Origin of the sequence: Pseudoalteromonas sp. SG44-8 (genome assembly GCF_014164125.1) — a bacterium.
In the GTDB taxonomy this organism is placed as follows: domain Bacteria; phylum Pseudomonadota; class Gammaproteobacteria; order Enterobacterales; family Alteromonadaceae; genus Pseudoalteromonas; species Pseudoalteromonas rhizosphaerae.
Window position 1 is genome coordinate 271,289 of sequence record NZ_JACJEQ010000002.1, and the last position, 24,945, is coordinate 296,233.

Annotated in this window: 21 protein-coding genes, 1 pseudogene and 1 riboswitch; of the genes and pseudogenes, 9 read left to right on the top strand and 13 right to left on the bottom strand. The window is 40.1% G+C overall.

Going from position 1 to position 24,945, the window contains the following annotated elements; translation table 11 throughout:
• The 6 genes from H5163_RS03360 to H5163_RS03385 all read right to left on the bottom strand — a co-directional run bounded on the left by H5163_RS03360 (position 1) and on the right by H5163_RS03385 (position 5,361).
• A complete protein-coding gene (locus tag H5163_RS03360) occupies positions 1–654 on the bottom strand; it encodes a hypothetical protein (protein ID WP_404936304.1) in 654 nt (217 codons plus the stop codon).
• Positions 651–1,445, bottom strand: a complete 795-nt coding sequence (locus H5163_RS03365; RefSeq protein WP_149980955.1) for an SDR family oxidoreductase — start codon at positions 1,443–1,445, stop codon at positions 651–653. The genes H5163_RS03360 and H5163_RS03365 overlap by 4 nt, the downstream gene beginning before the upstream one ends.
• Entirely contained in the window at positions 1,442–2,131 is a 690-nt protein-coding gene (locus tag H5163_RS03370) for a TenA family transcriptional regulator (RefSeq protein ID WP_145233019.1), read from the bottom strand. The genes H5163_RS03365 and H5163_RS03370 overlap by 4 nt, the downstream gene beginning before the upstream one ends.
• Complete coding sequence (locus tag H5163_RS03375; RefSeq protein WP_182734331.1) at positions 2,128–3,600, bottom strand: AMP-binding protein; 1,473 nt, start codon at positions 3,598–3,600, stop codon at positions 2,128–2,130. The genes H5163_RS03370 and H5163_RS03375 overlap by 4 nt, the downstream gene beginning before the upstream one ends.
• A complete protein-coding gene (locus tag H5163_RS03380) occupies positions 3,600–4,238 on the bottom strand; it encodes a thermostable hemolysin (RefSeq protein WP_182731254.1) in 639 nt (212 codons plus the stop codon). The genes H5163_RS03375 and H5163_RS03380 overlap by 1 nt, the downstream gene beginning before the upstream one ends.
• 241 nt (positions 4,239–4,479) lie before the next feature.
• Positions 4,480–5,361, bottom strand: coding sequence for an NAD(P)-dependent oxidoreductase (locus H5163_RS03385; protein WP_145233016.1), 882 nt, complete (start codon positions 5,359–5,361; stop codon positions 4,480–4,482).
• Positions 5,362–5,483: 122 nt separating this feature from the next.
• On the opposite strand from H5163_RS03385, the gene H5163_RS03390 reads away from it, so the two are divergent.
• Both H5163_RS03390 and H5163_RS03395 read left to right on the top strand, forming a co-directional pair.
• The gene (locus H5163_RS03390) at positions 5,484–6,005 is read left to right on the top strand and encodes a glutathione peroxidase (RefSeq protein ID WP_145233015.1); all 522 of its coding nucleotides are present in this window, start codon (positions 5,484–5,486) and stop codon (positions 6,003–6,005) included.
• Positions 5,965–6,951, top strand: coding sequence for a 2-hydroxyacid dehydrogenase (locus tag H5163_RS03395; protein ID WP_149981180.1), 987 nt, complete (start codon positions 5,965–5,967; stop codon positions 6,949–6,951). Before H5163_RS03390 ends, H5163_RS03395 begins: the two co-directional genes overlap by 41 nt.
• Positions 6,952–7,519: 568 nt before the next feature.
• Here H5163_RS03395 and H5163_RS03400 read toward each other — a convergent pair.
• Positions 7,520–8,495, bottom strand: a pseudogene (locus H5163_RS03400) (transposase).
• A gap of 457 nt (positions 8,496–8,952) precedes the next feature.
• Between H5163_RS03400 and H5163_RS03405 the strand changes: the two are divergent.
• Positions 8,953–9,789, top strand: coding sequence for a DUF2971 domain-containing protein (locus H5163_RS03405; protein WP_182734333.1), 837 nt, complete (start codon positions 8,953–8,955; stop codon positions 9,787–9,789).
• Between the two features lie 433 nt (positions 9,790–10,222).
• Here the strand turns inward: H5163_RS03405 and H5163_RS03410 are convergent, their stop codons facing one another.
• From H5163_RS03410 to H5163_RS03420, 3 genes are all read right to left on the bottom strand, one after another.
• Positions 10,223–10,702, bottom strand: coding sequence for a zinc-ribbon domain containing protein (locus H5163_RS03410; RefSeq protein WP_182734334.1), 480 nt, complete (start codon positions 10,700–10,702; stop codon positions 10,223–10,225).
• A gap of 136 nt (positions 10,703–10,838) precedes the next feature.
• Entirely contained in the window at positions 10,839–11,150 is a 312-nt protein-coding gene (locus tag H5163_RS03415; protein WP_182734335.1) for a biotin/lipoyl-containing protein, read from the bottom strand.
• 135 nt (positions 11,151–11,285) lie between these two features.
• Entirely contained in the window at positions 11,286–12,608 is a 1,323-nt protein-coding gene (locus H5163_RS03420) for a sodium-dependent transporter (protein ID WP_182719136.1), read from the bottom strand.
• A gap of 153 nt (positions 12,609–12,761) precedes the next feature.
• Here H5163_RS03420 and H5163_RS03425 point away from each other — a divergent pair, with 153 nt between their 5' ends.
• Positions 12,762–13,505, top strand: coding sequence for a 4'-phosphopantetheinyl transferase superfamily protein (locus H5163_RS03425; protein ID WP_182734336.1), 744 nt, complete (start codon positions 12,762–12,764; stop codon positions 13,503–13,505).
• Here H5163_RS03425 and lysC read toward each other — a convergent pair.
• Together lysC and nhaD are read right to left on the bottom strand one after the other, a co-directional pair.
• Positions 13,482–14,885: a lysine-sensitive aspartokinase 3 gene (lysC, locus tag H5163_RS03430; RefSeq protein ID WP_149982695.1), complete on the bottom strand. Its 1,404-nt coding sequence runs from the start codon at positions 14,883–14,885 to the stop codon at positions 13,482–13,484. The two genes, H5163_RS03425 and lysC, sit on opposite strands and share 24 nt — an antisense overlap.
• Before the next feature lie 77 nt (positions 14,886–14,962).
• A riboswitch (Lysine riboswitch) is annotated at positions 14,963–15,134 on the bottom strand.
• A gap of 114 nt (positions 15,135–15,248) precedes the next feature.
• A complete protein-coding gene (gene nhaD, locus H5163_RS03435; protein WP_145242276.1) occupies positions 15,249–16,496 on the bottom strand; it encodes a sodium:proton antiporter NhaD in 1,248 nt (415 codons plus the stop codon).
• A 178-nt stretch (positions 16,497–16,674) separates the two neighbouring features.
• On the opposite strand from nhaD, the gene H5163_RS03440 reads away from it, so the two are divergent.
• From H5163_RS03440 to H5163_RS03455, 4 genes are all read left to right on the top strand, one after another.
• On the top strand, positions 16,675–17,955 hold the full coding sequence (locus H5163_RS03440; protein WP_182734337.1) for a hypothetical protein: 1,281 nt from the start codon (positions 16,675–16,677) through the stop codon (positions 17,953–17,955).
• A gap of 5 nt (positions 17,956–17,960) precedes the next feature.
• Positions 17,961–18,506 (top strand): condensin complex protein MksE, encoded by a 546-nt coding sequence (locus tag H5163_RS03445; protein ID WP_149982697.1) that lies wholly within the window; start codon positions 17,961–17,963, stop codon positions 18,504–18,506.
• Positions 18,506–21,283: an ATPase gene (locus H5163_RS03450; protein ID WP_182734338.1), complete on the top strand. Its 2,778-nt coding sequence runs from the start codon at positions 18,506–18,508 to the stop codon at positions 21,281–21,283. Before H5163_RS03445 ends, H5163_RS03450 begins: the two co-directional genes overlap by 1 nt.
• Positions 21,284–21,452: 169 nt before the next feature.
• Positions 21,453–21,998, top strand: a complete 546-nt coding sequence (locus tag H5163_RS03455) for a DUF4136 domain-containing protein (RefSeq protein WP_145242267.1) — start codon at positions 21,453–21,455, stop codon at positions 21,996–21,998.
• 371 nt (positions 21,999–22,369) lie between these two features.
• On the opposite strand, the gene H5163_RS03460 is transcribed toward H5163_RS03455, so the two are convergent.
• Positions 22,370–22,882 carry a peptide-methionine (S)-S-oxide reductase gene (locus tag H5163_RS03460; protein WP_182734339.1) on the bottom strand — a complete coding sequence of 171 codons (513 nt, stop codon included), beginning with the start codon at positions 22,880–22,882 and terminating at the stop codon, positions 22,370–22,372.
• A gap of 203 nt (positions 22,883–23,085) precedes the next feature.
• Here H5163_RS03460 and H5163_RS03465 point away from each other — a divergent pair, with 203 nt between their 5' ends.
• Positions 23,086–24,942: a TonB-dependent receptor gene (locus tag H5163_RS03465; protein ID WP_182734340.1), complete on the top strand. Its 1,857-nt coding sequence runs from the start codon at positions 23,086–23,088 to the stop codon at positions 24,940–24,942.
• Positions 24,943–24,945 lie beyond the last annotated feature (3 nt).

The window sequence follows — 24,945 nt, forward strand, 5'->3', positions numbered from 1 at the left end:
TTATCTCTTAAGTTTTTTATCTACTTTTGCCAACAATTGGGTGATCTCTTGCTGGCGGTATAAATCCGCTTTTGGCCTATCAGGACGTGCAGGAGCCTGTTGAGCGGCAAGTAAATGTGTTTTTGCCTTTTTGTATTCTCTTTCGTCATACAAAAATGCCGCGTATAAGTAATTACTATCGATACCATTTGGATTAATAGCAAGCGCTTGGTTAAATAATTTATTCGCTTTGTCATCATCACCAAATCCAATTGGCCAACCCGGTACTTTACTATAAAGGGTCGCTAAACTGGTGTAAGCAGAGCCTGACAACGCATTGGCATCAATTTCTATGGCTTGCTCCAACTGTGCTTTAGCATCTTTTGCTAATCCTAATGCACCTAAGCCACCTTTTGCCCCAGCATAACTAGATAGCACAATACCATACCAAATATGGCTTTGTGCCTGATCATCATAGGTCTTTGCAAACTCAGCGGCCTGCTCTGATAACTTTTCAAATGCATTGAGCTGCGCTTTATCTACTAATTCATAATTCACAGTTGCCCAACTTGTTTGCACCTGAGTTAATTCGCTAGCAACATCAGCATGCGCTGCACTGGTTAAAAATATCCCAGTTAACAAGCAGCTAGTATAAAGTAGTTTAATCATAGTCATTCACCTTTATCAATTTTATCTGCAAAAAAACTTTTAATTTTAGGAAGTTGTTTTGCAATTGCGTTATCTACTAAGGATGGAAAAGCACCATTTAGTTTGACAAATAAGCGTTCTGGAAAGCCAATGTAACTGCGTGAATTTCCAGATTTCAATAATGAAATGAGCGCATCTGCCACTTTATCAGGTGGATCCATTGTATTGCCTAAAGCTTTATTCATCGCGCGTACTTGCACTGAATTGATATTTGTATCAGTTGCTCTAGGTGCTAAATATAATATTTTTACATCACAGTGACTGAGTTCGCGGGCCAGCGCTTCGGTCATTCCTCGTAAACCAAATTTACTTGCGCAATATAAGGTTTGATAAGGGTAACCAATACTACCAAACGATGATCCCACATTAACAATTGAGCCTTTTTTAGCTAAAATTTGTGGTAAAAATAGTTGGCATAACTTAATTGGCACCGACAGATTAACGATCAGTAAGTCATCTATTTGCTGCTCCGTCATTTCACTAAAACCTTGCATCACATTAATGCCAGCGTTATTGATAAGCATTGTTGCACCGCCAAGTGATTTAGCATGTTCAAGTAGTTTTTGGCGAGTCTGTGCTGATGTTAAATCACCAATAAATATCTCACAGTCTTGGCCACACTTAACCTGTAATGCCTCTAGTTGTGCTTGTTGACGACCAACTAACAGTAAACGCCAGCCATGCTGAATCAACTTTAATGCCACGGCTTGACCAATTCCGCCTGTCGCACCTGTTAACACGCAAAGTGGACGGTTCATGCAGTTTGCTCCAAGTCGCTACTTGCAAACTGTGGATCTGTATCTAATTCACGAAAAATATTGCCATATAACTTATAAAAACATTTAGCGGCATGCACAATCGCTTGTTGATCTGCAGGAGACTCTATTTTATTCATCAGATCTTCAAAAAACTTCACATGCTCAATATCCAAAGCCCCATGAGATGTTAAATAGCTAAATGCCTTTTTAGGTAATCCGGTCATATTGGCTATATTACTTGCCGCATTATCGGCTAACGCAATTGAAGTACCTTCGAGTACATGCACCATGCCAAAAAATGCCAATGGATTACCACGATTAATTGTATCGTAGGCATAAGCAACCATTAACTCGGTGGCAAATTTGGGAGCACTTTGACGTACTTGTTGTTTATCAAAACCACAGGCTGCAATATCATTGAGCACCCACTCTTGATGACCTATTTCTTCTTCTATATATTCCGCAACAGCCTCGCGGATCCACTCTTGTTCAGTCGATAATTTCGCGCCCACGGCCATCATTAATGGCACCGTATGTTTAACGTGATGATAGGCTTGAGCTAAAAATGAAGCATACTCAGTTGTGCTTACTTGCCCCTTGAATACTCGAGCAATGATCGGTGCAGCCAGTAAATACTCGCGTTCTGCTTGGGTTTGTGATTTTAATGTCTCGAAAAAATTGCTCATAATATTGCCTCACTGTACAGTGCTGTTAGTTGTGCATAATAATAGTTTGCTATTGCTTGGCGTTTAGGGCGGTTATTACTGGTTAATAATCCCCGCTCTGCAGTAAGTGGTTCAGCTAAGCGATGAAATGTTTTAATTTGGGCATATTCAGGTAATTGTGCGTTAATACCTCTACAATGCTCCGCTAATACCTCATCAGTCATATTTACTGATGCATAAATAAGTGCTACTAAATGCGCTTTACCTTCACCAAAGACAACAGCTTGTTGTACTTCACTGTTACTGAGTAGCAAAGATTCAGGCCACTCAGCGCTGATGTTGCGCCCAAAACTAGTAATAATTTGGTTTTTTAAACGCCCCTTAATAGTTAACCGACCTTCTTGTTGATCAACCAAATCACCGGTTGCATACCAACTCGTTTGATCATGGGGTTGTTGACCTAAATAGCCTAAAAATAAGGGTCCTTTAATAAATAGCTGCCCGTCTACCAGTTTGCTTTGCAAGTGATTTAACACCCGCCCTGCACACTCTATGTCATCATCATTTGGCGTGTTTAAGCTCACCACTGATGAAGCTTCAGATAAGCCATAACCTTGATAAACTGGTAACCCTAAACTACGCGCCACAGTGATCAATTCACTGCTGACCACAGCGCCACCAACGGCAATAAATTTCAGGCTCTTTGGTACTGTCCATCCCTGCTTGGCAAACCAGACTAAACAGGTCAATAATTCCGGCACCAAAATAAGCGTATTCGGTTGCACACGATCAATGGCATTGATCAGTTGACTGGCATCATTTAATTTTGCCCCAGAGAAGCCTAATTCTGGCAGTGTCATAACATGCACTTCACCTGCGGCTAATAACGGTGCAAAAACCCCTGCAATGTTTTCAAGTAATACTGGCAAAGGTAATAAACACAGATGTTTTGGCTGTTTTATCGCTATTTTTTTATGCAATGAGGTCGCCACTTGTAATTGGCTTTGTAAAGATAAACACACTCCCTTTGGCTCACCGGTAGAGCCTGAAGTAAACGTCACTTTTTGAGTATCTGTAAAAAATGTTGTAGGGCTCGAAGCGCTTACTTTATATATATAAAGCGGGTAGCGGGTTAACACGCTCAAGGTCGCAATACATTCTAACCCGTCAAGTTCACAGGGGGTGTCGCTGATAAAATGCGAAACGCCGCTTTTATTCACGCTATTAGTTAGCTGTTGTGGGCTAAAAAAGGTCGGCAGCGGAATGCTTACTTGTTGTAACTCAATCAATGCAAAGTCAACAATTAACCAAGCAGGCGTATTGTCCATTACAAACGCCACGGCTGACATATCAAGCGCTTTAAAGTCGATAATTAACTCTGCCACTGCTTGCATCAGCATCTGTTTACTGATCGGCTGCATTTGTTGGTCATGATGATCAACAATCACAGTATCAAGCGCTGCGTGTGGTAATTTCGATAAAAACCCCATTATGCCTCCAATTGCGATGCTAATTGGCAACTCGCTTGATGATAGTGCTGTTTAATATTAAACAAATGAGGTGTGTTTATTACGCAATCATGAGCAGCCGCTAAATCAACCACACACAGTGTTGGTTTATTTTCATAATAAGTCCCCCAATCTGCTGGGTTATCAAGTGCCTGACTATTGGCTAATGCTATTTCAGTGCAATTAACTCCGAGCATTTTTAATAATGCTCTAACCTTTGCAGTGGCACAAAATACCAAACGTTTTGCGCCAATTTGATAAAGTGCTTCATTCATTAGTACAAAATGAGCGAGAGTCGCTTTGCGATTTGTTGAGCATAAATTACCAAGCTCGTAAATATCTTCCCTCGGTACATCAACAAAGTATTCAATCGGCTCTGGTAAGTATTGCTCGATAAAAAGTGATTGAGTAGCAGCTCTAAGTCCCAGCGTGCAAGAATCAGCGGCAATACTTAATTGGCATAACACCGGCATAAACTGCTTAATATTGGCGCCGTAAGCTCTGGCAAAACTCGCTTTAACGACTTGCTCTAATTGCACACGAAATGGCATGTTTGCATTTGCACACACATAATCATGTGTGTTGGTAACAGGCAAGTTAGTAACTTGAAGTGATTGCATAGTGTTCGCTCTTTTTAGACTATGGGTAAAATCTAACGAGCAAAACTTAAATAAACCTTAAGAAAAATTAATTTTTATAAAAAACCCAAACAATGTTTGGGTCAGTGATTACGTAACTGGAGATTTCAGGAATAATAAGCCACATCTACCCGCTAATTGCGGGCTTATGCAAGTAAATTTAAGACAGTTAGCGTTTAATTTACTTGCTGGCGATAGACTTATTATCCGACGCTCTGATTATCTATTTTTTATGTAACGCTTCGATGCGCGCCAATAAGCTTGATGTGTCAAAACGCCCACCACCAAGTGCTTGTACGTCAGCGTAGTACTGATCGACCGTCGCGGTCATTGGTAAAGTGGCACCATTATTTTTTGCTTCATCTAACGCAATACCTAAATCTTTACGCATCCAATCAACAGCAAAACCAAATTCGTACTCACCTGCCCACATGGTTTTGTAACGGTTTTCCATTTGCCATGAACCAGCCGCACCTTTTGCAATCGTCTCAATGACTTTTTCGCCATCAAGTCCTGCTTGTTTTGCAAAATGTAAGCCCTCGGCCAAGCCTTGCACTACGCCAGCGATACAAATTTGATTAACCATCTTACACAACTGCCCAGAGCCAACCTCGCCAAGTAACTGGCTAAAACGGCTAAATGCCGCCATAACTGGTTGTACTTTTGCAAACACTGCTGAGTCGCCACCAGCCATGACTGTTAATACACCATTTTCAGCACCAGCTTGACCACCCGATACTGGCGCATCAATAAACGCAATATCTTTTAGTGCCGCATTAGCGGATACTTCGCGCGCAACTTCGGCTGAAGTCGTAGTGTGATCGACTAAAATAGTGCCTGCTTGCATACCTTTAATCACCCCGTCAGCACCATAAACGACTGAGCGTAAATCATCATCGTTACCTACACACATAAATACGATATCTGCATGTTCTGCGGCTTTTGCTGGCGTTAATGCCACCTGACCTGCGTATTTTTCTGCCCATTGCTGTGCTTTTGCTGTGGTACGGTTATACACGGTTACTTGATGACCGGCAGTTGCTAAATGACCCGCCATTGGATAACCCATTACACCTAAACCGATAAATGCGACTTTCATTGACATAAAATTGACCTATTTCAGTGGTAACTTAAAAAGATAATTTGATTATCTCAACCGAACAGTAAAAAAGCGAATGAAAAAGTCTTCATTAAATTTCTTCATGGACGACACAAAATAGGTAACCTATGGATAGCATATATCAATTCAGTGCCCCGCTTTATAACGGCGAAAATTTTGCCTTAAGTCAGTTAAAAGGCAAAACGATTTTAATCGTCAATACCGCCAGTAAGTGTAACTTTTCGGTGCAGTTAAGCGCACTCGAGAAACTATATCAGCAATATAAAGCGAATGGTTTTACTGTGCTGGCATTTCCGTGCAATCAATTTGACTACAATGAGCCAATAGACAACATTGATATTAAAGACTTTTATCAACAACAGTTTAATGTTAGTTTTCCTGTGTTTAGTAAAGTAATGGTCAATGGCCCTGATGCTCACCCGTTATTTAACTATTTAAAAGCACATACCCGAGGAATTGCACAAAATCGTGCTATAAAATGGAATTTCACCAAGTTTCTAATAAACTCTGAGGGACAATTGGCGGTACGTTATGCACCGCGCACTAAACCCGACACCTTAAAACAGGTCATAGAGAGTAATATTAATGATGCAACTAACGGTAGCGCTTTTCAGTTCGCAAAAATATGAACATGCATCTTTTGATGCCTGTTTAAACAATCAAACACGCATCAAATTAACCCGTTTTGAACAATCTCTTGATGCGAAAAGTGCCATACTTAGCCAAGGCTTTGATGCTGTATGCGTATTTGTAAACGATATCGTTGATAAAACGGTTATTGATCAGCTTGCTCAATTCGGCGTGAAATGTATTTTATTACGCTGTGCTGGCTTTAATAACGTTGACCTAGCTGCGGCACATGCCCATAACATCAAAGTATGCCGAGTACCCGCTTACAGTCCTGAGGCAGTTGCAGAGCACTGTGTAGCATTAATGCTTACCCTCAATCGCAAAACTCACAAAGCCTATAACCGTATCCGTGAAGATAATTTTGATTTAAATGGCTTGCTTGGCTTTAACTTATTCAAGAAAACCATTGGTATCATTGGCTGTGGAAAAATTGGCTTGGCTTTAGTAAATATACTCAATGGCTTTGGTGCAAATGTATTGGTTTGCGACCCTTATGCAGTACCAGGCAATTATACAATTTGTGATCTAGACACTTTATTAAGTCAAAGCGATGTGATCTCTTTACACTGCCCGTTAACCGAGCAAACTCATCATATGATCAACGAACACGCTTTTGCCAAAATGAAGCAAGGGGTGATGCTTATAAACACTTCCCGCGGCGCATTAGTTGATAGCAAAGCCTGTATTGGCGCACTTAAAACTAAAAAATTGGGTTATTTAGGGCTAGATGTGTACGAACAAGAGTCAGAACTATTCTTTAAAGACCGCAGTGATGAAATTATGCAAGACGATGTGTTTTCGCGTTTGGTAAGTTTTCCAAACGTACTGGTCACCGGCCACCAAGGCTTTTTTACCAAAGAAGCATTAAGTGAAATTGCGCAAATCACCGTAAATAATGCACTTGAGTTCGCCAATAACCAACCACTAAGTAATGAAGTTAAATAAGGGGTTGATTTAGGTGCTAGGTGCTAGGTGCTAGGTGCTAGGTAAAAGTTTAAAAACTAAGTGTTGTGGTCAACTAATTCCGGACAGTAAATTAAGTTTTTCTTCTGCTATAGCAGATTGAAAAAAGTCACAACCTTCATCCGGCCTTTAAAAAGGCCTTGTCAAACTTGTATGGGTACACAAACGACTCTGGGGGTATAAGACACGCCCTCCTTGAGGAGGACTCCATTAGCTATAGTGACGCAAAATACATGTTGGTTTCTTGTAGCGCATTTATAAACTACGTGCTTGGAAAGGTCAGCGAAAAAAGCTAACAAAGCCAGCCAGAGTATCAACTAACGCAGACAACTAACGCAGACAGCCACTCCAACTAACGCAGACAGCCACTCTAATTGAACAAGCAAAACTGTGTCACTAAATTTACTCTTTTAGGCTAAAATATATCTTTTGCTACTTGGTTACTTTCACCTCATCCATTAAATGGGTCATTGTCACTATTAAACCTAAATTACATGCATGACAATAACTGCATGATGCAGTTTTAAATTTTTACTGAGTAGTTTGATTCTCATGCAAGTAACTTTTCACAGTTACTCATATTCGCTCTTCGTTTCCTTCCTAAATTATCACAATAGCTTTCATGTGACGAAGGTCTTCCAACAGCGCCATGGAACACGCGGGTAAATTGCGTTGTGAGTTTTAACCAGTTCTCTGGGCTAATATTGACTCGCTCTAATAAAGGAAGGGATGTGTTTTCAATGTATCCTCGCTTATCTTCTCGCATTACACGGCCCGTTAATTCAACAAGTTCAAGATACGATTTAAGCTCAAACGGGAGTCCTTTTGGCATTCTTTGCCGTGGCATCCCTGCAAAACGTAATAGCTTTTTAGGTTGCTTACCTGTGGTTGCACTTTCAATTCGTTTTTGCACACTGGTATGAATTGATTCTTCTGGCGTGTTGGCTATTTTTGCTCTTATTGGGTTTAAATCAACATAGGCCATACAGGCTGCAAGTGCTGCTTCATCTAGTAGAGCTTGTGATTTAAAGCGACCTTCCCAGAATCGGCCTGTGCAGTTATCTTCTTTATTGGCTCTGCGGGCAATATCTTCATTTAACAACCGCATAAACCAGCTAATACTGGATAACCGCTCTCGATATTGCTCAACCGTTTGATTAAAAAAGATGAGCTCTGATTTACTTAATTTTTCACCTTGCAAATACTTTTTCGTCAATAACGTGCCTTTACACAGCTTATGCCAGCGTAGAATAATGGCTTTGTCATTAAGGCGTTTGGCTTTTTTATCATCAACATACAACACTAAATGTGTGTGATTGCTCATCACTGCATACGCACACACATCAATGCAAAACACCTTAGCCAATGCGAGTAGTTTATCTTCTACCCAGCCTCTGCGGTGCTCATAGGACTGACCTGTAAAACGGTCTTCACCGCATAAAAAAAGCACGGCGTACACACCGTGAAATACAATGATAGTACCTTGTATCAATCAAACTTACTTGACGCTTTCTTGCAATTGCCATGGAACACCCTATTTGTTTTTCATACTAATTTAAAGTTAGTAAAAAATAGGGGAAATACAAACTTTAGGATGGGTGTCATCTTTGTTCTTTTTTCATCTTTGTTCTATTTTGGATGAGTATGAAGCAACAGGTAACACTTTCTCATTATTTGAGATAATGGAAGACGGAAATTTTTACCTAAAATCAATATGTAATGCTTGGCCTGAGGGCTCTGCTAATTGGACAATTCTAAAAGAAAATATGCTTGAATCATCAGACTTGTTAGAGTTTAGGTGTTGGGGGTTGTGTCAGAAATATATGAATTAGAGCTTGCGACGGCATATGAAAATGGATATTTAGATATAAAATATGAATACCCTAATTTCGGCTTATGGTTTGTTGAAAATAAGCTTATTAATGTGTAGTTTGTTGTTATAACAAGGCAATAAGCGGCCTTATAACTCCAGGAGAGAGTATTTTGCTTTTCAAATACCTAGAGCCCGATAGAATTGATGTTTTAGCCTCTGGTCATATACGTTTTACTCAGCCAGCCGATTTTAATGATCCTTTTGAATTTCGGCCTGTAATTTCGTCAGTGACCTCAAAGGAAGAGTTCGATAAGGCTATGGATGAAGATCTTAAAACAATCGTCCAAGAAGAACTTCAAAAATTACCCTCAGAAATACGCACACAAATTTCACCTGCACAGCTAGAAGCAGTTACACGTAAATTATATGAACAGCATTGGCCTTCTTTGAAAACTAAATTGAAAGAAATGGGCAGTGAAACAACTAGAGTTTTTATTGATAAAGCAAACACATTAATTGGTGTTCTTTCTCTAACGGAAAAAAACGACAATCTTCTGATTTGGTCACATTATGCGTATTCGCATAAAGGGTTCTGTATCGGGTTTGATAATACTTCACCCTTTTTCAACAGAAAGAGAAGCGAGGTTGATGAGTTTTATCATTTGCGTAAAGTTTCATACAGTAAAATGAGACCGTCCAAACTTGTAAGTCAATTGAATGGTGTAGAGCTATTTTTAATAAAGTCACAGGCTTGGGAATATGAGCAAGAATGGAGAATGTGTGCTGTACTGGAAGATAGCGAAAAAACTATCAGTACAACACCCTTACCGGTACACCTATTTCAATTTCCAAATTCAGCGGTCAAAGAGATAATTTTAGGTGCTTGTATAGAAAAAAATGTGAAAGAAAACATTTTATCGGTGGTAAGAAAAAATTATCCTCACATAACGATTAAACAAGCACAAATATCAAATGAAGAGTTTGGCCTTGAGTTCATTGAGTTATAACAAGTGAATAAGGTTACGACCCGTCTGCTCATGGCACATCTGTGACAGTCAGACTTGATTGAGTCCTATTTATCGGATCTGACAAATCAAGTTAAGACTTAATCACTTAGGTCTGTTGACCACATAGGTCCCTTAAATACGTCTACTTACATTTTTCGGATAGCATTTATTTTATTAATCTTCTTAATAACTCGGGACTCAAAAAGTTGCTGCGTGCTGAACTTGAGCAATTGAGTTTCCTCAAACGTTATATGCTCTTTAATGATTAAGTTTGCATAGGTAATTTGAGCCGAAGGGGTCAAATCTTGACTTCAGACATTAAAACTCCTGAACGCCTGCAATTGGCAGGCTTCTGACTGTCAGGTTTAGTCAAGTCCTGTTAATCGAATCTGACAAACAAGCTTATACATATAAGTATCTTAAACACTGGCACTTACATTTTACGGATAGCATTTATTTTATTAATCTTTTTGATCACTCCTGACTCAAAAAGTTGCTGCGCGCTGGACTTGAGCAATTGAGTTTCCTCAAGCGTTATATGCTCTTTAATGATTAAGTTTGCATAGATAATTTGCAACTGGTTTATTGCACGGCTTTTCTTTCTGCATTCAAAGCACTTGATCGCATGTGCATCAATCCAAAACTTTAATTCTTCAAACCAATATTGCTGCTCTTTAGCAAAAAATATAAACGCTCTATGACAATCGACACATTGCTCTTCTATATCAACATAGAGTTGCCTTGGATATAAACTGTCACATTGTTTTTCGATAACTGCGGGGATTGCCGTCTCAGGAAAGTAGCGAACACTTTTATACCACCAAAAGGCATTCTCGATTTCTTGCTTTGTATAACTATTACCAGAGATGATTGGCTCGCTGCCATATCTTGGGTGGTTTACATAATTGGTCATTTTAGCTATTTACCCAGCACAATGAGGGTTCCTAAAACACCTGCAGCCACACCGATAATAAAACCAATTACCCAGCAGATAGTATTTAGTTTACTAAATAATGCAGAAGCAATAGCGTCTTCTTCTGCTGAGCCGCTTACTGACAGTTTACTGACAGTTTACTGTCATGGGTTTGGTCTACTGTTGGTCGTGCTGGCAGTTCGCTGTCTGCAAGCTGCTGCAAAGTCATTACAACCTGTTCAGGATTAACATGGTCGCCATTTGCAATCGTTATATTCTCAATAATGCCACTGCAGTCGGCCATTATTTCTAAAACAACCTTTTCAGTTTCAACATCAAATAACACATCACCGGCATAAACGAGTTGGCCTTCACTAACATAAAGTTTAGCGATATCTGCTGTGTGTATTGAGTCTGGAAGCGTAGGGACTTTAACATCTATGTTCATAATTCCTCCTTGGATATAATACCAATCGACTTAAATATTTAACCATTCTAGCGAGCTAAATGGTCAGTAACTTAAAACGATTGGTATAACACTATGTATTAAACAATTAAAACTAAAAAACTGACAGCTAAATTATCAACCAAACGCGACATTAGCGAACACGGCGGTCATCAGTATCGGACACACATAACGTATGTACTGAGCAAACCAATAACGCATGCCACTTGCAGCCTCATTTAATTGATTACCACGGCGCCACAACCACCCTACAGTGATAAAGTAAAATAAGCCCATAAGCGGTAATTGATACTGAGTCAGTACCATGATCACTAAACCAAATAGCCAATCAAAATTGAAAATAATCAACGATGACGCGGCTAAAACCGTTAAGCTCACTAAAAACGTCGCTTTTTTACGCTCTACTTGATGGTTTTCAACTAAAAAAGCCACTGGAATTTCAGTTGATGAAATAGTCGATGTGAGTGATGCAATCGACATAAGTACAAAAAACAGTAAACCAACCAATAAGCCAATTTCGCCCATAGTATTAAATAACTGCGGTAGAATTGCGAAAATTAGTTGCCCTTCTCCCACTAATTTTCCATCACTAAATACTTGCACGCCATTGTGCTGCGCCACGTAAATTGCAGGAATAATTAATAAACCAGCTAAAAAGGCAACCCCTGTATCAAGTAACGCTACCGACGCGGTTAACCGCGGCAAATTAGCATCAGGCTGCAAGTACGAGCCATAAATCATCATACAACCGACACCCAGTGACAGCGAAAAGAACGCCTGCCCCATTGCCGCAATAATTAAACCTGGGTCGAGTATTTGGCTAAAGTCTGGCACTAAATACGCAGCAAAGCCTTCACTTGCGCCATCAAGCGTGGCTATATAAGCAATTAGCACAACGAGTAACACTAATAGCATCGGCATTAACCGTCGCGACCATGTTTCTATGCCAGATTTAACACCTTTGAGAATAATACTCGCAGTGAGGATCAGCATCAGTGGTGTAAATACAAAATTACGCGCCATCGAATCCGTGTGTAAAAACGTACTGACGGTGGTAAATCCAAAAAAGCTAGCAATGGGTTCAAGGGCATAAGCAAGCATCCAACCTGCAACAATTGAGTAAAAGCTCAGCATCACAATCGCACCGGCTAAACCTAAATAACCAGCAGCAGCGCCTACTTGCGGTGCTTGCTCTTGCCATGCTTGTCTAAGTGCTTTAACCGGATTAGCTTGCGCTTTATGACCTAAGTACAACTCAGTGTATAAAGCTGGCAAGGCTAAAAAAAAGATAACTATAAAATAGACTAGTAAAAACGCGCCGCCGCCATGATTTGCCGCTTGCGTGGGAAATCCCCAAATATTACCTAATCCAACTGCAGCGCCAGAAGCTGCTAAAACAAAGCCAAGGCGGCTTTGAAAACCATCACGCAATTGTGCCATACATCTACAAATCTGTTATTATTTTTCATTATTGTGAATTAAACCATATTTAACTCTCACAGAGTAATAAATTTGCCTTGGCTTAATTAACCAGCGCACAACCGCACAAAATATAAACATGTTTGTTCTTTTATCACTTTAATTGTGGATTTTATGCCTGCGTTATTTTTTCAACAGCAACTCGTTATCACCAAACACAGCGTGCAGCCGTTCAATGCGAATACTATTTTATTATTTGATGCCCAGCAGTTAAATGTTGATGAATTCGATTTAAACGCACTATTAAGCCCATTTGAACTGGCGGTTATCACCCGTAGAAAAAGTTACAAAGCCAAGCAAGAATATTTAGCCACTCGGCTACTGCTTAAGTATTTGGTAAAACAAACGATGCCACAATTTCGTGAGCTAGCAAATAACCATATTAGCTCTGAATTTGACCAGCAAAGCAGTAAATTACTGCTACATATAACTGACAGTGACACTGTATTGCGTAGTTGTTTATCCCACTCTAATGGTTTTGTGGGTGCTGCATTAAATGTAGAACGAATTGAATTTGGTTTTGATATTGAAAAAATAAACCTGAAGCGTCCATTTGCAAAGCTCGCTAAGCATTTTTATCATCTTGATGAGGTAAATTTAATAACGCAAGATCAGCAAAGTGCAGAACGATTTTTTAGAATATGGACCTTAAAAGAAGCACTTGCCAAAGCCACCAGCCAACCAATTGCAAAATTACTCAGCCCCAATGTATTTACTGAACTTGAGCGAGCAAATTTAACAGCGCTGAGTTGTCAATATCATGAGTTTGATATCAGTGTGGTAAGTGACAAGAGCACTGACTGGCAGTGCTCTGTGGTAAATTCTACCGCCCAATTACGCGGCGTTTTGAACTTCTAATAAACGGCTGTGGATCGCTTGCACAACAAAGTCTGACTCGCTCTGCTCCACTAAAAAGCACAGGTTATGTTTACTTGCGCCATGACAAATTAAGCGAATATTAAAATCGCTTAATACATTCATTAAGTTAATTTCTTGCTGACGTAATTGAATTTGTGAACCAATTAATGCCACTAAGGTTAAGTTGTTCTCAACCGACACGTGGCAAAACTCCGCTAACTTATCAAGGCATTCTTGATCAAGCTCAGGACGCGAGGCATTTGGCGCATTATCTAAAGTAATTGCAACACTTATCTCAGAGGTAGTTACCAAATCAACCGAGATATTAAACTCACTTAAAATTGTAAACACGTGAGCTAAAAAGCCACTAGCCAAAAGCATTTCGGGGCTTTTTAAGGTTAACAATATTTGATTTTTACGCTGCGTGACAGCACGAATTCCGGGGATTTGTGATTTCTCACGTTCGATCCAGGTACCACCACGTTCAGGCTCACGGCTAGAACCAACAAACACACTAATATGGCTGCGGCTCGCAGGTAAGATAGTTGCAGGATGTAATACTTTCGCCCCAAAGGTAGCCATTTCGGCTGCTTCATCAAAACTTAAACGCGCAATCGGCGTAGCCTTAGCACATAAGCGCGGATCGGTGCTAAAAATGCCCACGACATCAGTCCAAATGTGCACGCTTTTAGCGTTTATAGCTTCGGCCAGTAATGCCGCACTGTAATCTGAACCACCACGACCAAGTGTGGTAGTTTGACCATGCGCGTCGCTGCCTATAAAGCCTTGAGTTACAATAACCTGTTCAGCTAATAACGGAATTAAATGCTCTTTTGCGGCCATTGCTGTTGCAGCTACATCTGGGGTTGCTTTAGAGAATTGGCTGTCGGTTTTTAATACCTGTCGCACATCAAAACGCACCGCATTTAAGCCATTTAAACGCAGTACCTGAGTAAATAAATAGGATGATAAACGCTCACCAAAGCTCAATAACTCATCATGTTGTTGCTTTGATTTTAGTGGTTCACTGGCAAGTGACTTAAAAGCTTTAATGGTTTCATCAAAGCCATGAGCTAAATCAGCATCCAATGACAGCTCATTTAAAATAGCTTCTTGAATAGCAATAACGCCAGCAATGTTCTCATTGCGCTCATCTGCTGATAAATCTTTTTTACATAAGGTCACAAGGTGATTAGTCACTCCTGCGCTGGCACTTACGGCCACTACTCGTACGTTGTTATCGGCTACAATAATTTCACTGCAACGGCTCATCGCTTCAAAGTTAGCCACACTGGTGCCACCGAACTTTGCGACTACGTAGTCTGATTTTTGATTTTGTGCTGACTGTTGCAAGTTAGTTGCAGCTAATTGGGTATTCATGTCGTCTCCTTTTGTGGCATTCATACCACGATAAAACAAGAAGAACTTGGCAAAGGGGGGCTCGATAAGAAAAGTCCACTGCCAGAAGCTCTCCACCTAATTGGTGACAGTTTTGAGGATTCAGCCCCATAAACCGAAAAACCACTGTGACGTCCAGTTGCTTTCCTCGGCGAGTACTTCCCTCCTTAATGATTACAGGCATACGTCGCCTAACATTAAGTACCTAAGTACCGCACCTCTTCTGAATGTTAGATTAATTACGTAAATTATTAGCAATTAAATAACAAAACCCGCTATTAAGCGGGCTTTGAAAGTTATCGTTTAGACGTCTAGCTGTCAAGTTGTTTTAAATAATAAAAGCAATTAAATAAAGCTACCAGCTAAATACGATCCCATATAACCAATTGTATAAGCGATTAATAAATACACCGACATACGTAAATAACTCATAAAGGTAAGCGCTTTTACTTTACTCATAGCGATAATACCGGCAGCCGAGCCAATAATAAGCATGGACCCCCCCACCCCAGTTGCATACGTAAACGACAACCATTGTTGTGGACTCATAACTATTTCAGCTTTAAGTAACGCAGCCGTTAGCGGCACGTTGTCAACCGCAGCGGATAATATACCCATTAAATAATTAGCGTATTGTGCTGGCATTAACTCGTAAAGATGAGTGAACTTACTGAGCATACCGACTTCTTTTAGGGCGCCTACAAGTAATAATACGCCAACGAAGAACAGCAAGGTGTCGTATTCTATTTCGCGAATATAATCGATGATTTTTTTATTCACATCTTTTTTGCGCATTAAAAATTGCGCCACTAAAAACATCAACGACAAACCAAATAAGAAAGTTAACAAAGGCGGCACATGATAAAGCACGCTTAACGTTAATGTCCCGACAATCGTTGATAAGAAAATCACTGCAATAGTGATATCTGTTTTCTCAATGCGACGGTCCTCTTGTTTGGTAAACTCAACTTGGCCGTTGAGTCCAAATGACAGCATAATGGCCAATAGCGCCACGCTAAATAACGCAGGCACAACCAACAATAGCAAGTGACCAATGGTAACTTTGTCATCAAGGAAAATCATCAAGGTAGTAACATCACCGGTAATTAACGACACTCCGCCCGAGTTCACACTAAAGATGATAAGCGTAGCGTATTTAATTAGCTTTTTCGGATCGAGTTTTAACGACATCACCACCGCAAGGGAAATTAATGTGGCTGTGATATTGTCTGAAATCGACGAAAATAAGAAGGAGAACCCGCCAATCAAAAACATCAGTTTGCGTTCGCTAATAGCACTGGGCATTATCTTATGCACAATATTTTGGATAAAACCTTTGGAGTTCAAATAGGCTACAAAGGTCATTGCAGCCATTAAAAACAACCACAGTGTGGCAATCTCTAAAATATTGTGGTCAAGTTGATGTTGTACGTTTTCGGGGCTTTGCCCGTGAAGCGGCGAGATAAATAAGATAATCCAGCATAAAGTACCAAAGAAAAGCGTGGTTTTGGCCTTGTTTACATGGATAATATCCTCTATAACGATGAGCACGAATGCTAGCGTTATCAGGGTTAGGATAATTGCAGTTACCATTGTGTTTGAACAACCTTTATAAAAATGTAAAAATTGTATGTTATGAGCCGCAGGACGACACGGCGCGCAGTCTAGCACCAAAGAATGTGTAAAACTATTGTCAATTTGCTTTTCTACGACTAATCGCTGAGGCCTAACAAGACGGCTTTACAAGATAAATTAGGATTTTTGGAGTTTTATGATCCCAGCTAAAAAGTTGCTAAATACCCTAACAGAGCACTGGGGAATGTTAGAGCTGCTATTTAAACGTTTTAAAATGGCTGATTTCAGCCTAAAAGACGTGCAAAATGCGATCAAACAAAAACAACCTACGTGGTCAAATGAGCGCATTTACAAAGAAACCAACCGCCTTTTAAACCAAGATATTATTATTCCCTTGGCTAAATCGTCACAACTTGAAATTAACCGTGCAATTGCAGATTTTGCCACTTTTTTATTGCAGGAAGAACATTTAGGCTTGGCGCAAGAAATTAGCGTGCTGGTTGAAGATTTAGCCCGTTTGGGTAACCGTTTAGACAATGCCGGTAGTATTGAAGACTACGACGAGATGCGCCGTTTTAGCCGCATTATGGATGATCGGGTGCGTAAAATAATGAAACTATTTGCCCACAACGAAAATGCCATTTTAAATATTGTAGAACAAGCAAAAGCTAATAATGCGGTGCAATCATTACAAAAGCGTTATCAAGCGGTGATTGAAGCGTTTGATGAATACATTGAACCGATGCTTGAAATGGTTGATATTCGTGGCGATTTTCATGCTTGTTTTAATACCATCGAAACACAAATCAGTACGCAAATTGAATATATTGAACGCAGCGGTAAAGCTTATCAAGATAAACGCATGCTTGAACGATTACGTACCCGAATTTTAGAAATGCATTTAGTTGGTCGCGAAAGCCTGCGTAAAAGTGCCGATATGCTAATGCCACTGCGTGAAGAGTTGCGCCGTAATAATATGATCACTCGTCAAGCAGCTAAAGTACTTGGTTTAGTACGTAAAAATGGCGTTGATAATATGCTCAGCGCCGTACAACCACATTTTGTCTCTGACACGCAGCGATTCTCATTGGGGCAACAGCGCCATATGGTCGCTTATATGGCTGCACTTGTTGAGTTTGAACACAGTGAATACGAACTTCCTGATCAACAAGATGTGCCTGCTTTTGTTACGCCAAATATTCCAGATTACAATAATGTTAAAGCAAACTTTAAAAAACGCTTCAATGCTAAACGTAAAAAGCCACAACCATTATTGACCTTTTTAGAGCAAAGCTACCCAGACCTTGAAGCCGACGAAATGCTGTTTTTATATCAAAAGCTGGTAAGTGACACCGATATTGAAATCAATCAAAGTGATGAAAAAATGCGCGTAAAAATTGCCGGGCAACATTTTTCTCTTTTCCCTTTTAATTCTAAGCCTGTTGACCCTCAGCAAACACCAACAGTGGATGAGTAACCGTTATGACACAGATAAATTTAGATGAACTTAGTCATCTACAAGCAATTAATAAAAAATTAGTCACCGGCTATCACATTAGCGAACAAGACACCGTAATGTGGCAAGAGCTTGATCAACAAATTGATCATTACCGCGCATTATTCAGCGCCCTTGGCCACGATTTACAACATGACAGCCGTGGTTTTTATTACTTTGCCAGTGATGAAAGTACACCCAATATGGGGAAAATTTCCCGCGCGATTGCCTTAACCATTTATATCTTAATTGAGCACTATGCAAACTCAGGTAAAGACCCAATGCGTGCCTTATTTGATGAAGTGAATGATTTAGAACTGATGCAAACTTTAGTGCAAATGAACAAGCACTTATTTGATCAACTCGAAATTTTTTCAGGATCAGACCTACGTAAAGACGTGTACTTACGCATGATACGACTTGGCCTTGCCCGTGAAGTAGAAGGCGGCTTTATGCTGCAAGCACCTATCTACCGTTATATTGATGCCTTAATGGAAGTAAACGAAGAAACCTATATTGGAGAGGACGAATAATGAAAAACCTATACGGCCTCAGTAAGCTGGCATTATTAAACACCGCCGGTTATGCCAAATGTGTGATCCCGCTTGATAAAAGCAGCTCAATTTGTGCACCAAATAACACCGGTAAAAGCTCGGTGATCAATGCTCTGCAATTTCCGCTTATTAATGATTTACGCCTAACAGAATGGGACGGTCATGATTTAGACGAAACCCGTAAATTTTATTTTTCGTCAGATCAATCCTATATTTTACTCGAAGCCGACCTACCCCATGGCCCGGTGGTGATTGGTGTAGCTGGGCTTGGTAAAATTGCCGGTTACGCGCATCAGTTTTTTTGTTACCAAGGCAAGCTTGATCTTGAGCAGTATACTCAAGGTAAAACCATCATTAAGTTCACTAAACTGTTTAATCATTTAAAAGAGCAAGGCTTTAACCCTATCGAGCTTAAAGCGCAAGAGCTCAACGCACTATTAACGGGTGGTGCCACGCCATTTGATGGCGACATTAACTTAAAGATGATCCCGCTTAACAACGTGCAAGATTCGGCAATTTATAAAGAAATTTTCCGCCGTATTTTGAACCTGCATAAATTAGGCGCTGCCGACGTAAAGCGCTTTATGTTACGCGTATTTGAACGCCACATGTCAAACTCAAAGGTCGATTTTTATGAAGTATGGCGTCGCTCCTTTGATAAAGTAAACCGCGCAAAACGTGAGCTAAAAGCACTCGAGTCGATGCAAGAACCTATCAGCGCCCTTGAATCTATGCTTGAAAACCAAACCGTACTCAAAGGTAAATTAGCCGCATACGCCCCCAAAATTGACCAAGCATTAATCGATTTTGATAGCTACCAAGAGGCGCAATTGAGCGAGCTTAATGTTGCCCTTGAAGACATTGAACACGAAAAGCACGAGTTTGAACAAAAACAACAACTTTATGTACAACAATCGCGCGATATTGAACGCAGGCAAACACAAATAGAGCAATGGTTTTTAGACTTTGGTGCTCTAAAATCTGAATTTGAATTGGTTAACATGGCAACCTTAAAAGTAAGCCTTGGTCAATTAAAGCAAGATTACGAGTCACTATCGCATTCTATCAACAGTGCGCAAGGGCAAAGCCTGCATACTCTTGATTACCGTATTAGTGAAACACAAAAGCAGATCAAAAGCTTAAAGCTGCAACTTAAAAATCTTGAGTTTAATTTATTTACCCGTATGCGCGAGGATTTATCACTTAAAGAAGTTGAAGAGATCTCGCGTATTCTAAACCCTGACATTCTGTCATTTGCCACCACCAGTAATGGTGATATAGATATCACTGACGAAGATGCCTTTGGTGCATTTTTAGAGCAATTATCAGATAACGTGAAAGGCGGCGTGCTCACCCTGCCAGGCGCGACCATCAAGCTGAAAAAACTCTCACCGGTGCAGATGCAAAGCGGTGAAAATAAAGAGCAACTTACTGCGCAACTCAACGCCCTTGAACAGTCACTCAATGAATTTAAGCAACAGCGTGATGTGGCCGCAAATGTGGCCGACAAACAAAAAGAAAAAGATGCCTTATACGATGAACTCATGGCAGCAGAAAGCGCACTTAAACGCTTTGAACAATTCCAGGTTATGCTGCAATCTATTGATGCACAAACACTCTTAAAAGAGCAATTATTGGCTGAACGCGAGCAAGTTGATAGCTACTTACAAGATATTCAAAATAACAGCGGTTCAATTAGTGATCGACGCTCGATTATTAAATCGAAAAAAGATTTAATTTCACGCCAAGCCGAGCGCCTACGCCAAGTGAAATCTGAACGAATTGACCACACGCTGGATTTATATAGCGGTAAAGTCACCCCGTATATGATTGATGTGCAAATTGATTTCGATAATCTCAGTGACTTAGTTCATCACTTTAATAAAGATTGCCAAGAGCTGCGTAATTTTGATATCAACGTTCGTAATACCTATTTGCATATTTACAATGCTGGTATTACCAAATTTGATAACGAAAACGACGAGTTTAGTAAATACCAGAAATTGATTGGCGCGTTCCATAATATTGATAACGAACGTGATGCGGTTGAACGCCAAGCCCGGGTTGCACTCACAGAAGTAGCCGCGACGATTAAGGGACTGCGTGAAGATTTAGACAGACTGCGCCGTGAAATGAACAGCTTCAATAAAGGCATTAGTCAGCATCGTATTTCAAACTTGCAAGCATTTAAAATTAACGTGATACCACGCAAAATGTTGGTTGATAGTATTGATACCATCATCAGTACCTCAAATCAGTTTGAACAAGGTGATACGCTGGATTTACTCAGCCAAGAACCCTACAGTGAAAGTGCTGTCAACGAAGCAAAAGATCACTTAATTAAACTTGCCTCTGATAAAGCCGGTTTAACCCTTACTGACTTATTTGATATTCGCTTTGAAGTAGTAAACCGTGCAGGCGAAACCGAGCATTTTGAAAAAATTGATTCGGCTGGCTCAAACGGTACGCGTATCACCATAAAATTATTATGCGGCATGTTGTTTATCCGCTACTTATTAAGCGACCAAGAGCAAAACTTATACCGCATCCCGATTTATATTGATGAAGCGGCCGATATCGATCCGCAAAATCAAAAAGCAATTATAGAAACCGCCCTGAGTTTTGGCTTTGTGCCAATATTTGCCTCGGTGAAACCACAAATTAGCTGTGATTATATTGTGCCAATTCGCTCCGTTAAAGACGGCGCCCAGAACTGGGTAGATGAAAAGGATTGGATAGAAGTAGAGCATGAATAAGACAATAGCCACGTTTGTGTAAATTAATGCATCATTCAGTCAAGGACGACTAGACTGATCAACATCTACTTTGTACACAAATTACAGGTAAAAAATAACATTTCCTTGAATTAATTCTATGTTATGTTATCAAACGAATAGTAATTAAATTTGCCAAGGAGCAAACTCCATGAAAAATATACTAATTGCAGCTGCTGTATTACTACTAGCAGCGTGTGCAAAAACGCCTGATATTGACTACGACAAATCTGTGGACTTTGGTAACTACAAAACATTTGCTTGGTTTCCACAAGCGACCTTGGCTGACGCTGGTAACTATCAAATCAGTCCATTGATGGAAAAACGTGTGCGTGAAGCGGTAAATGCACAATTACAAGCAAACGGTATGACACCTGCGGATGAAGCATCAGCAGATGTATTAATTAACTATCATGCCTCTGTTGATACTAAAGTTGACGTTGATACATTTAATGTAGGTTACGGTGCACGTTGGAACTACTGGGGCATGGGTTATAACACGCAAACAACAACCCATGAATATGATGTGGGCACTTTAGTGATTGATGTTGTTGACCGTGCCTCTAACCAGCTTGTTTGGCGTGGTGCTCGTGAAGGTCGCCTTCAGAAGAAACAAACACCTGAAGAGCGTAACAAAGCAGTACAAGAAGCCGTTGCAACAATTTTAAGTGGTTTTCCACCAGAAAAACTAAAATAGAGCTAAATTATTAAGGGCGTATAGAACTTTCAGAATTAAAATTTGTTCAATCTAGGGGCTATTTAATCGCGGCGCGAGATTTGTAATCGAGCGGGATCGATAACTGCTCCTAGGTTATTCAACTAGCTTACATCCATGTAAGAATAAGTAAAAATCGAGCAAGGTTACGGCGTCTTGCTCACGCCCTTTACTTACATCAATGTAAGTGACAAAGAGTCAATTCCCCCTTGTCAAAATCTTTCATGCAGAGCGTATTTGGCCTTTATGCTGCGTAATCGCCTATTCATTGGAACAACCACACTACATAGCCTTTGCCTTGCCTAAATACCAAACATACTGCAGCAAAATCAACCACGAAAGGTCTACACGCCCTAGTCTTTTTTATATTTATGCAGTAAATCTAGCGGTATATGGCAGTAATCATCTGGATGATTAGTTAGTCGGTCTTGGTGCTCAGCATCACTGGGGACATAATTTGTTAGCGGTTTAACCTGTACAGCTATTTTGTCGGCATCATCTCGTTGGCTGATATAATCGCTTGCTAACGTTAAGTGACTTTGCTCTTCACTATAAATAGCCGTGCGGTATTTTTCACCCACATCATCACCTTGCTTATTAATACTGTATGGGTCAATAATTTCAAAGAAATAATCAATTAGTTTATTAACCGTGACAGCATCAGTATCAAAAATGACTTTGACACACTCTGCATAACCATCGTACTCACTTTGTGTATTATCACTTGTACCATTAGCCCGCCCTGCTTCTGTAATAACTACTCCGGGTAAGTGCTTCATAAACTCTTGCACGCCCCACAAACACCCTCCCGCAAAATAAATAGTTTGCTGGCGAGCATAAAAGTTAGCTGGTTGTTTTTCATTCATAGAGGGACCTAATATATTTAACAAGCAAAGACAGTGTAATGCTTTCATTTTAAGAATGATTATCAAATGCAGTTTTTTCGAATTAATGTACAATAGCGCCAAAAATCGTGACTGTTTAATTTTGCTATTTTATCACGCTATAAAAAAGTGTTACGACTTTAATTTATAGCGCAATCGCACATAAAGAATATGAGAAAAACAACATGAACCGTACCTCGCACCTTATCATACCCTTAGTACTTGCCAGCATATCAAATGTTGCTTATGCGGCAGATGACTCTGAAGAATCGACAACCATTGAGCAAATAACAATCGAGGCATCCCCTACAGCAAATACGTTACCAGTAGGTACCTTTGACTCACCTATATCAAATTTAGAGTATGACCCTCGTGTTGATTTGCAATCGCGTAACATGGCAGAAGCACAAGCTGATGTTACTATTCGTGGCGGTATCTTTGAAAACACCGGTTTTAGAGTCGGCAGTGCTACTTTACTCGATCCGCAATCAGGCCATTATTTTGCAGAAATTCCTATTGCACCACAAATGCTCACTGGCGCAAGTGTATTGACCGGTGCTGATAATGCACTTTACGGTGTAAATAGCTCAGTAGGTACTGTGTCGTTTGGTTGGAAGCCAATTACCACTGGTGGCAGTGTATCTGTAGGTGTCGGCACTAACGACTTTAATTTACAGAGTGTTCATGCTGGTAAAAGTATCCCTTTAGATACAATCGCCGATTGGCGCCTAGGTTTTGAAGGGGAATATTCTCATTCACAAAGCGATGGCTCAATTGATTTTGGCGATCATGATTTTAATCGCGCTACAGCTCGTGTGCAATTAACGAGTGCAGATTCACAAACTGATTTATTTTTTGGCTCACAAGAGAAATTTTTTGGCTGGCCGAACCTCTATACCCCATTTGGCGTGAATGAAACAGAAGACTTAGAAACGCAACTGTTAATGCTTAACCATAAACAAAGTTATGCAACAAACAGTGAGTTTGAAGTATCAGCTTATTATCGAAAAAATAACGACCATTATATTTACTCTCGTGAAAACCCAAGCGCGTTTCAAGCTTTTCACGAAACAGAAGTTAAATCATTCGCCATCTCTGGGCGACATGCTCAAAACGATGTGTTCTCACTAAACTACTCAGCACAATTTATTGAAGATTCCATTGAATCAACCACGCTTGAGAATAACTTTACTTCGCGTAACTATTATAAAATCAGTGTATTGCCAGAATACACTATGGCTCTTGAGAACAATCAGCAGCTAACAGTGCGTTTAGGCGCAGCCTTCGATGATACCAACCGCGATGACTCACAATTGTCGCTGATAGGTGATATCACATTCAATACAATTAATAGTAACGCCACTGAGCGGACATTTTATTTATCCTACGCTGAGGCCAGTCAAGTTGCAGGTTATACTGCTATTGGTGGCAATGACTCTGGTGGATTGTTTAGAAGTAATTATAGCCTTGAGCATGAAACCACCAAAAACTTAGAACTGGGTTTATTACTAGAACAACAAAGTTGGCAGCTTAATTCGGCTATTTTTTACCGCCAAGATAATAACTTAACTGACTGGACATTTAGCTTTGATTCAACCTCAGCGCGTTTTGCAGAACCGGTTGATATTGATACCGCTGGCCTTGAATTTTTAGCCACTAAGCAATTTGAAAATACTGAAATTATAGCCAGTTACACCTACCTCCATAAATCAGAAACCTATGGCTCGCCAGACGTCGATGCAAGCTTTTATGCCTTAAACTTCCCTGATCACCGTTTAACTCTTGGTGCTGTATGGAGCCCGACGGATATATTAGAGTTTCGGATTGATAATGAATGGCGTAAACAGCATAAAAATGCGCTGCGACGCTCTGATGATGAAGCCTTGTTTACTCAGCTGACGTTAAAAGTAACGCCACCGATACTGCAAAACTTCTTTATTACTTTAGCAGCAGATAACCTTTGGGATGAATCGTTTGAGGAAATTCCAGGCACACCTGGGCGCGGTGAGCAATACACACTAACTGCAACTTATAGCTGGTAAATA

Excerpts from the sequence above, each read along its gene's own strand:
- H5163_RS03460 (WP_182734339.1), bottom strand. The coding sequence starts at position 22,882 with ATGAATGAAAAACAACCAGCTAACTTTTATGCTCGCCAGCAAACTATT.
- H5163_RS03375 (WP_182734331.1), bottom strand. The coding sequence starts at position 3,600 with ATGGGGTTTTTATCGAAATTACCACACGCAGCGCTTGATACTGTGATT.
- H5163_RS03390 (WP_145233015.1), top strand. The coding sequence starts at position 5,484 with ATGGATAGCATATATCAATTCAGTGCCCCGCTTTATAACGGCGAAAAT.
- H5163_RS03360 (WP_404936304.1), bottom strand. The coding sequence starts at position 654 with ATGACTATGATTAAACTACTTTATACTAGCTGCTTGTTAACTGGGATA.
- H5163_RS03415 (WP_182734335.1), bottom strand. The coding sequence starts at position 11,150 with ATGAACATAGATGTTAAAGTCCCTACGCTTCCAGACTCAATACACACA.
- H5163_RS03455 (WP_145242267.1), top strand. The coding sequence starts at position 21,453 with ATGAAAAATATACTAATTGCAGCTGCTGTATTACTACTAGCAGCGTGT.
- H5163_RS03445 (WP_149982697.1), top strand. The coding sequence starts at position 17,961 with ATGACACAGATAAATTTAGATGAACTTAGTCATCTACAAGCAATTAAT.
- nhaD (WP_145242276.1), bottom strand. The coding sequence starts at position 16,496 with ATGGTAACTGCAATTATCCTAACCCTGATAACGCTAGCATTCGTGCTC.
- H5163_RS03385 (WP_145233016.1), bottom strand. The coding sequence starts at position 5,361 with ATGTCAATGAAAGTCGCATTTATCGGTTTAGGTGTAATGGGTTATCCA.
- H5163_RS03450 (WP_182734338.1), top strand. The coding sequence starts at position 18,506 with ATGAAAAACCTATACGGCCTCAGTAAGCTGGCATTATTAAACACCGCC.
- H5163_RS03370 (WP_145233019.1), bottom strand. The coding sequence starts at position 2,131 with ATGAGCAATTTTTTCGAGACATTAAAATCACAAACCCAAGCAGAACGC.
- lysC (WP_149982695.1), bottom strand. The coding sequence starts at position 14,885 with ATGAATACCCAATTAGCTGCAACTAACTTGCAACAGTCAGCACAAAAT.
- H5163_RS03425 (WP_182734336.1), top strand. The coding sequence starts at position 12,762 with ATGCCTGCGTTATTTTTTCAACAGCAACTCGTTATCACCAAACACAGC.
- H5163_RS03465 (WP_182734340.1), top strand. The coding sequence starts at position 23,086 with ATGAACCGTACCTCGCACCTTATCATACCCTTAGTACTTGCCAGCATA.
- H5163_RS03395 (WP_149981180.1), top strand. The coding sequence starts at position 5,965 with ATGCAACTAACGGTAGCGCTTTTCAGTTCGCAAAAATATGAACATGCA.
- H5163_RS03380 (WP_182731254.1), bottom strand. The coding sequence starts at position 4,238 with ATGCAATCACTTCAAGTTACTAACTTGCCTGTTACCAACACACATGAT.
- H5163_RS03365 (WP_149980955.1), bottom strand. The coding sequence starts at position 1,445 with ATGAACCGTCCACTTTGCGTGTTAACAGGTGCGACAGGCGGAATTGGT.
- H5163_RS03420 (WP_182719136.1), bottom strand. The coding sequence starts at position 12,608 with ATGGCACAATTGCGTGATGGTTTTCAAAGCCGCCTTGGCTTTGTTTTA.
- H5163_RS03410 (WP_182734334.1), bottom strand. The coding sequence starts at position 10,702 with ATGACCAATTATGTAAACCACCCAAGATATGGCAGCGAGCCAATCATC.
- H5163_RS03440 (WP_182734337.1), top strand. The coding sequence starts at position 16,675 with ATGATCCCAGCTAAAAAGTTGCTAAATACCCTAACAGAGCACTGGGGA.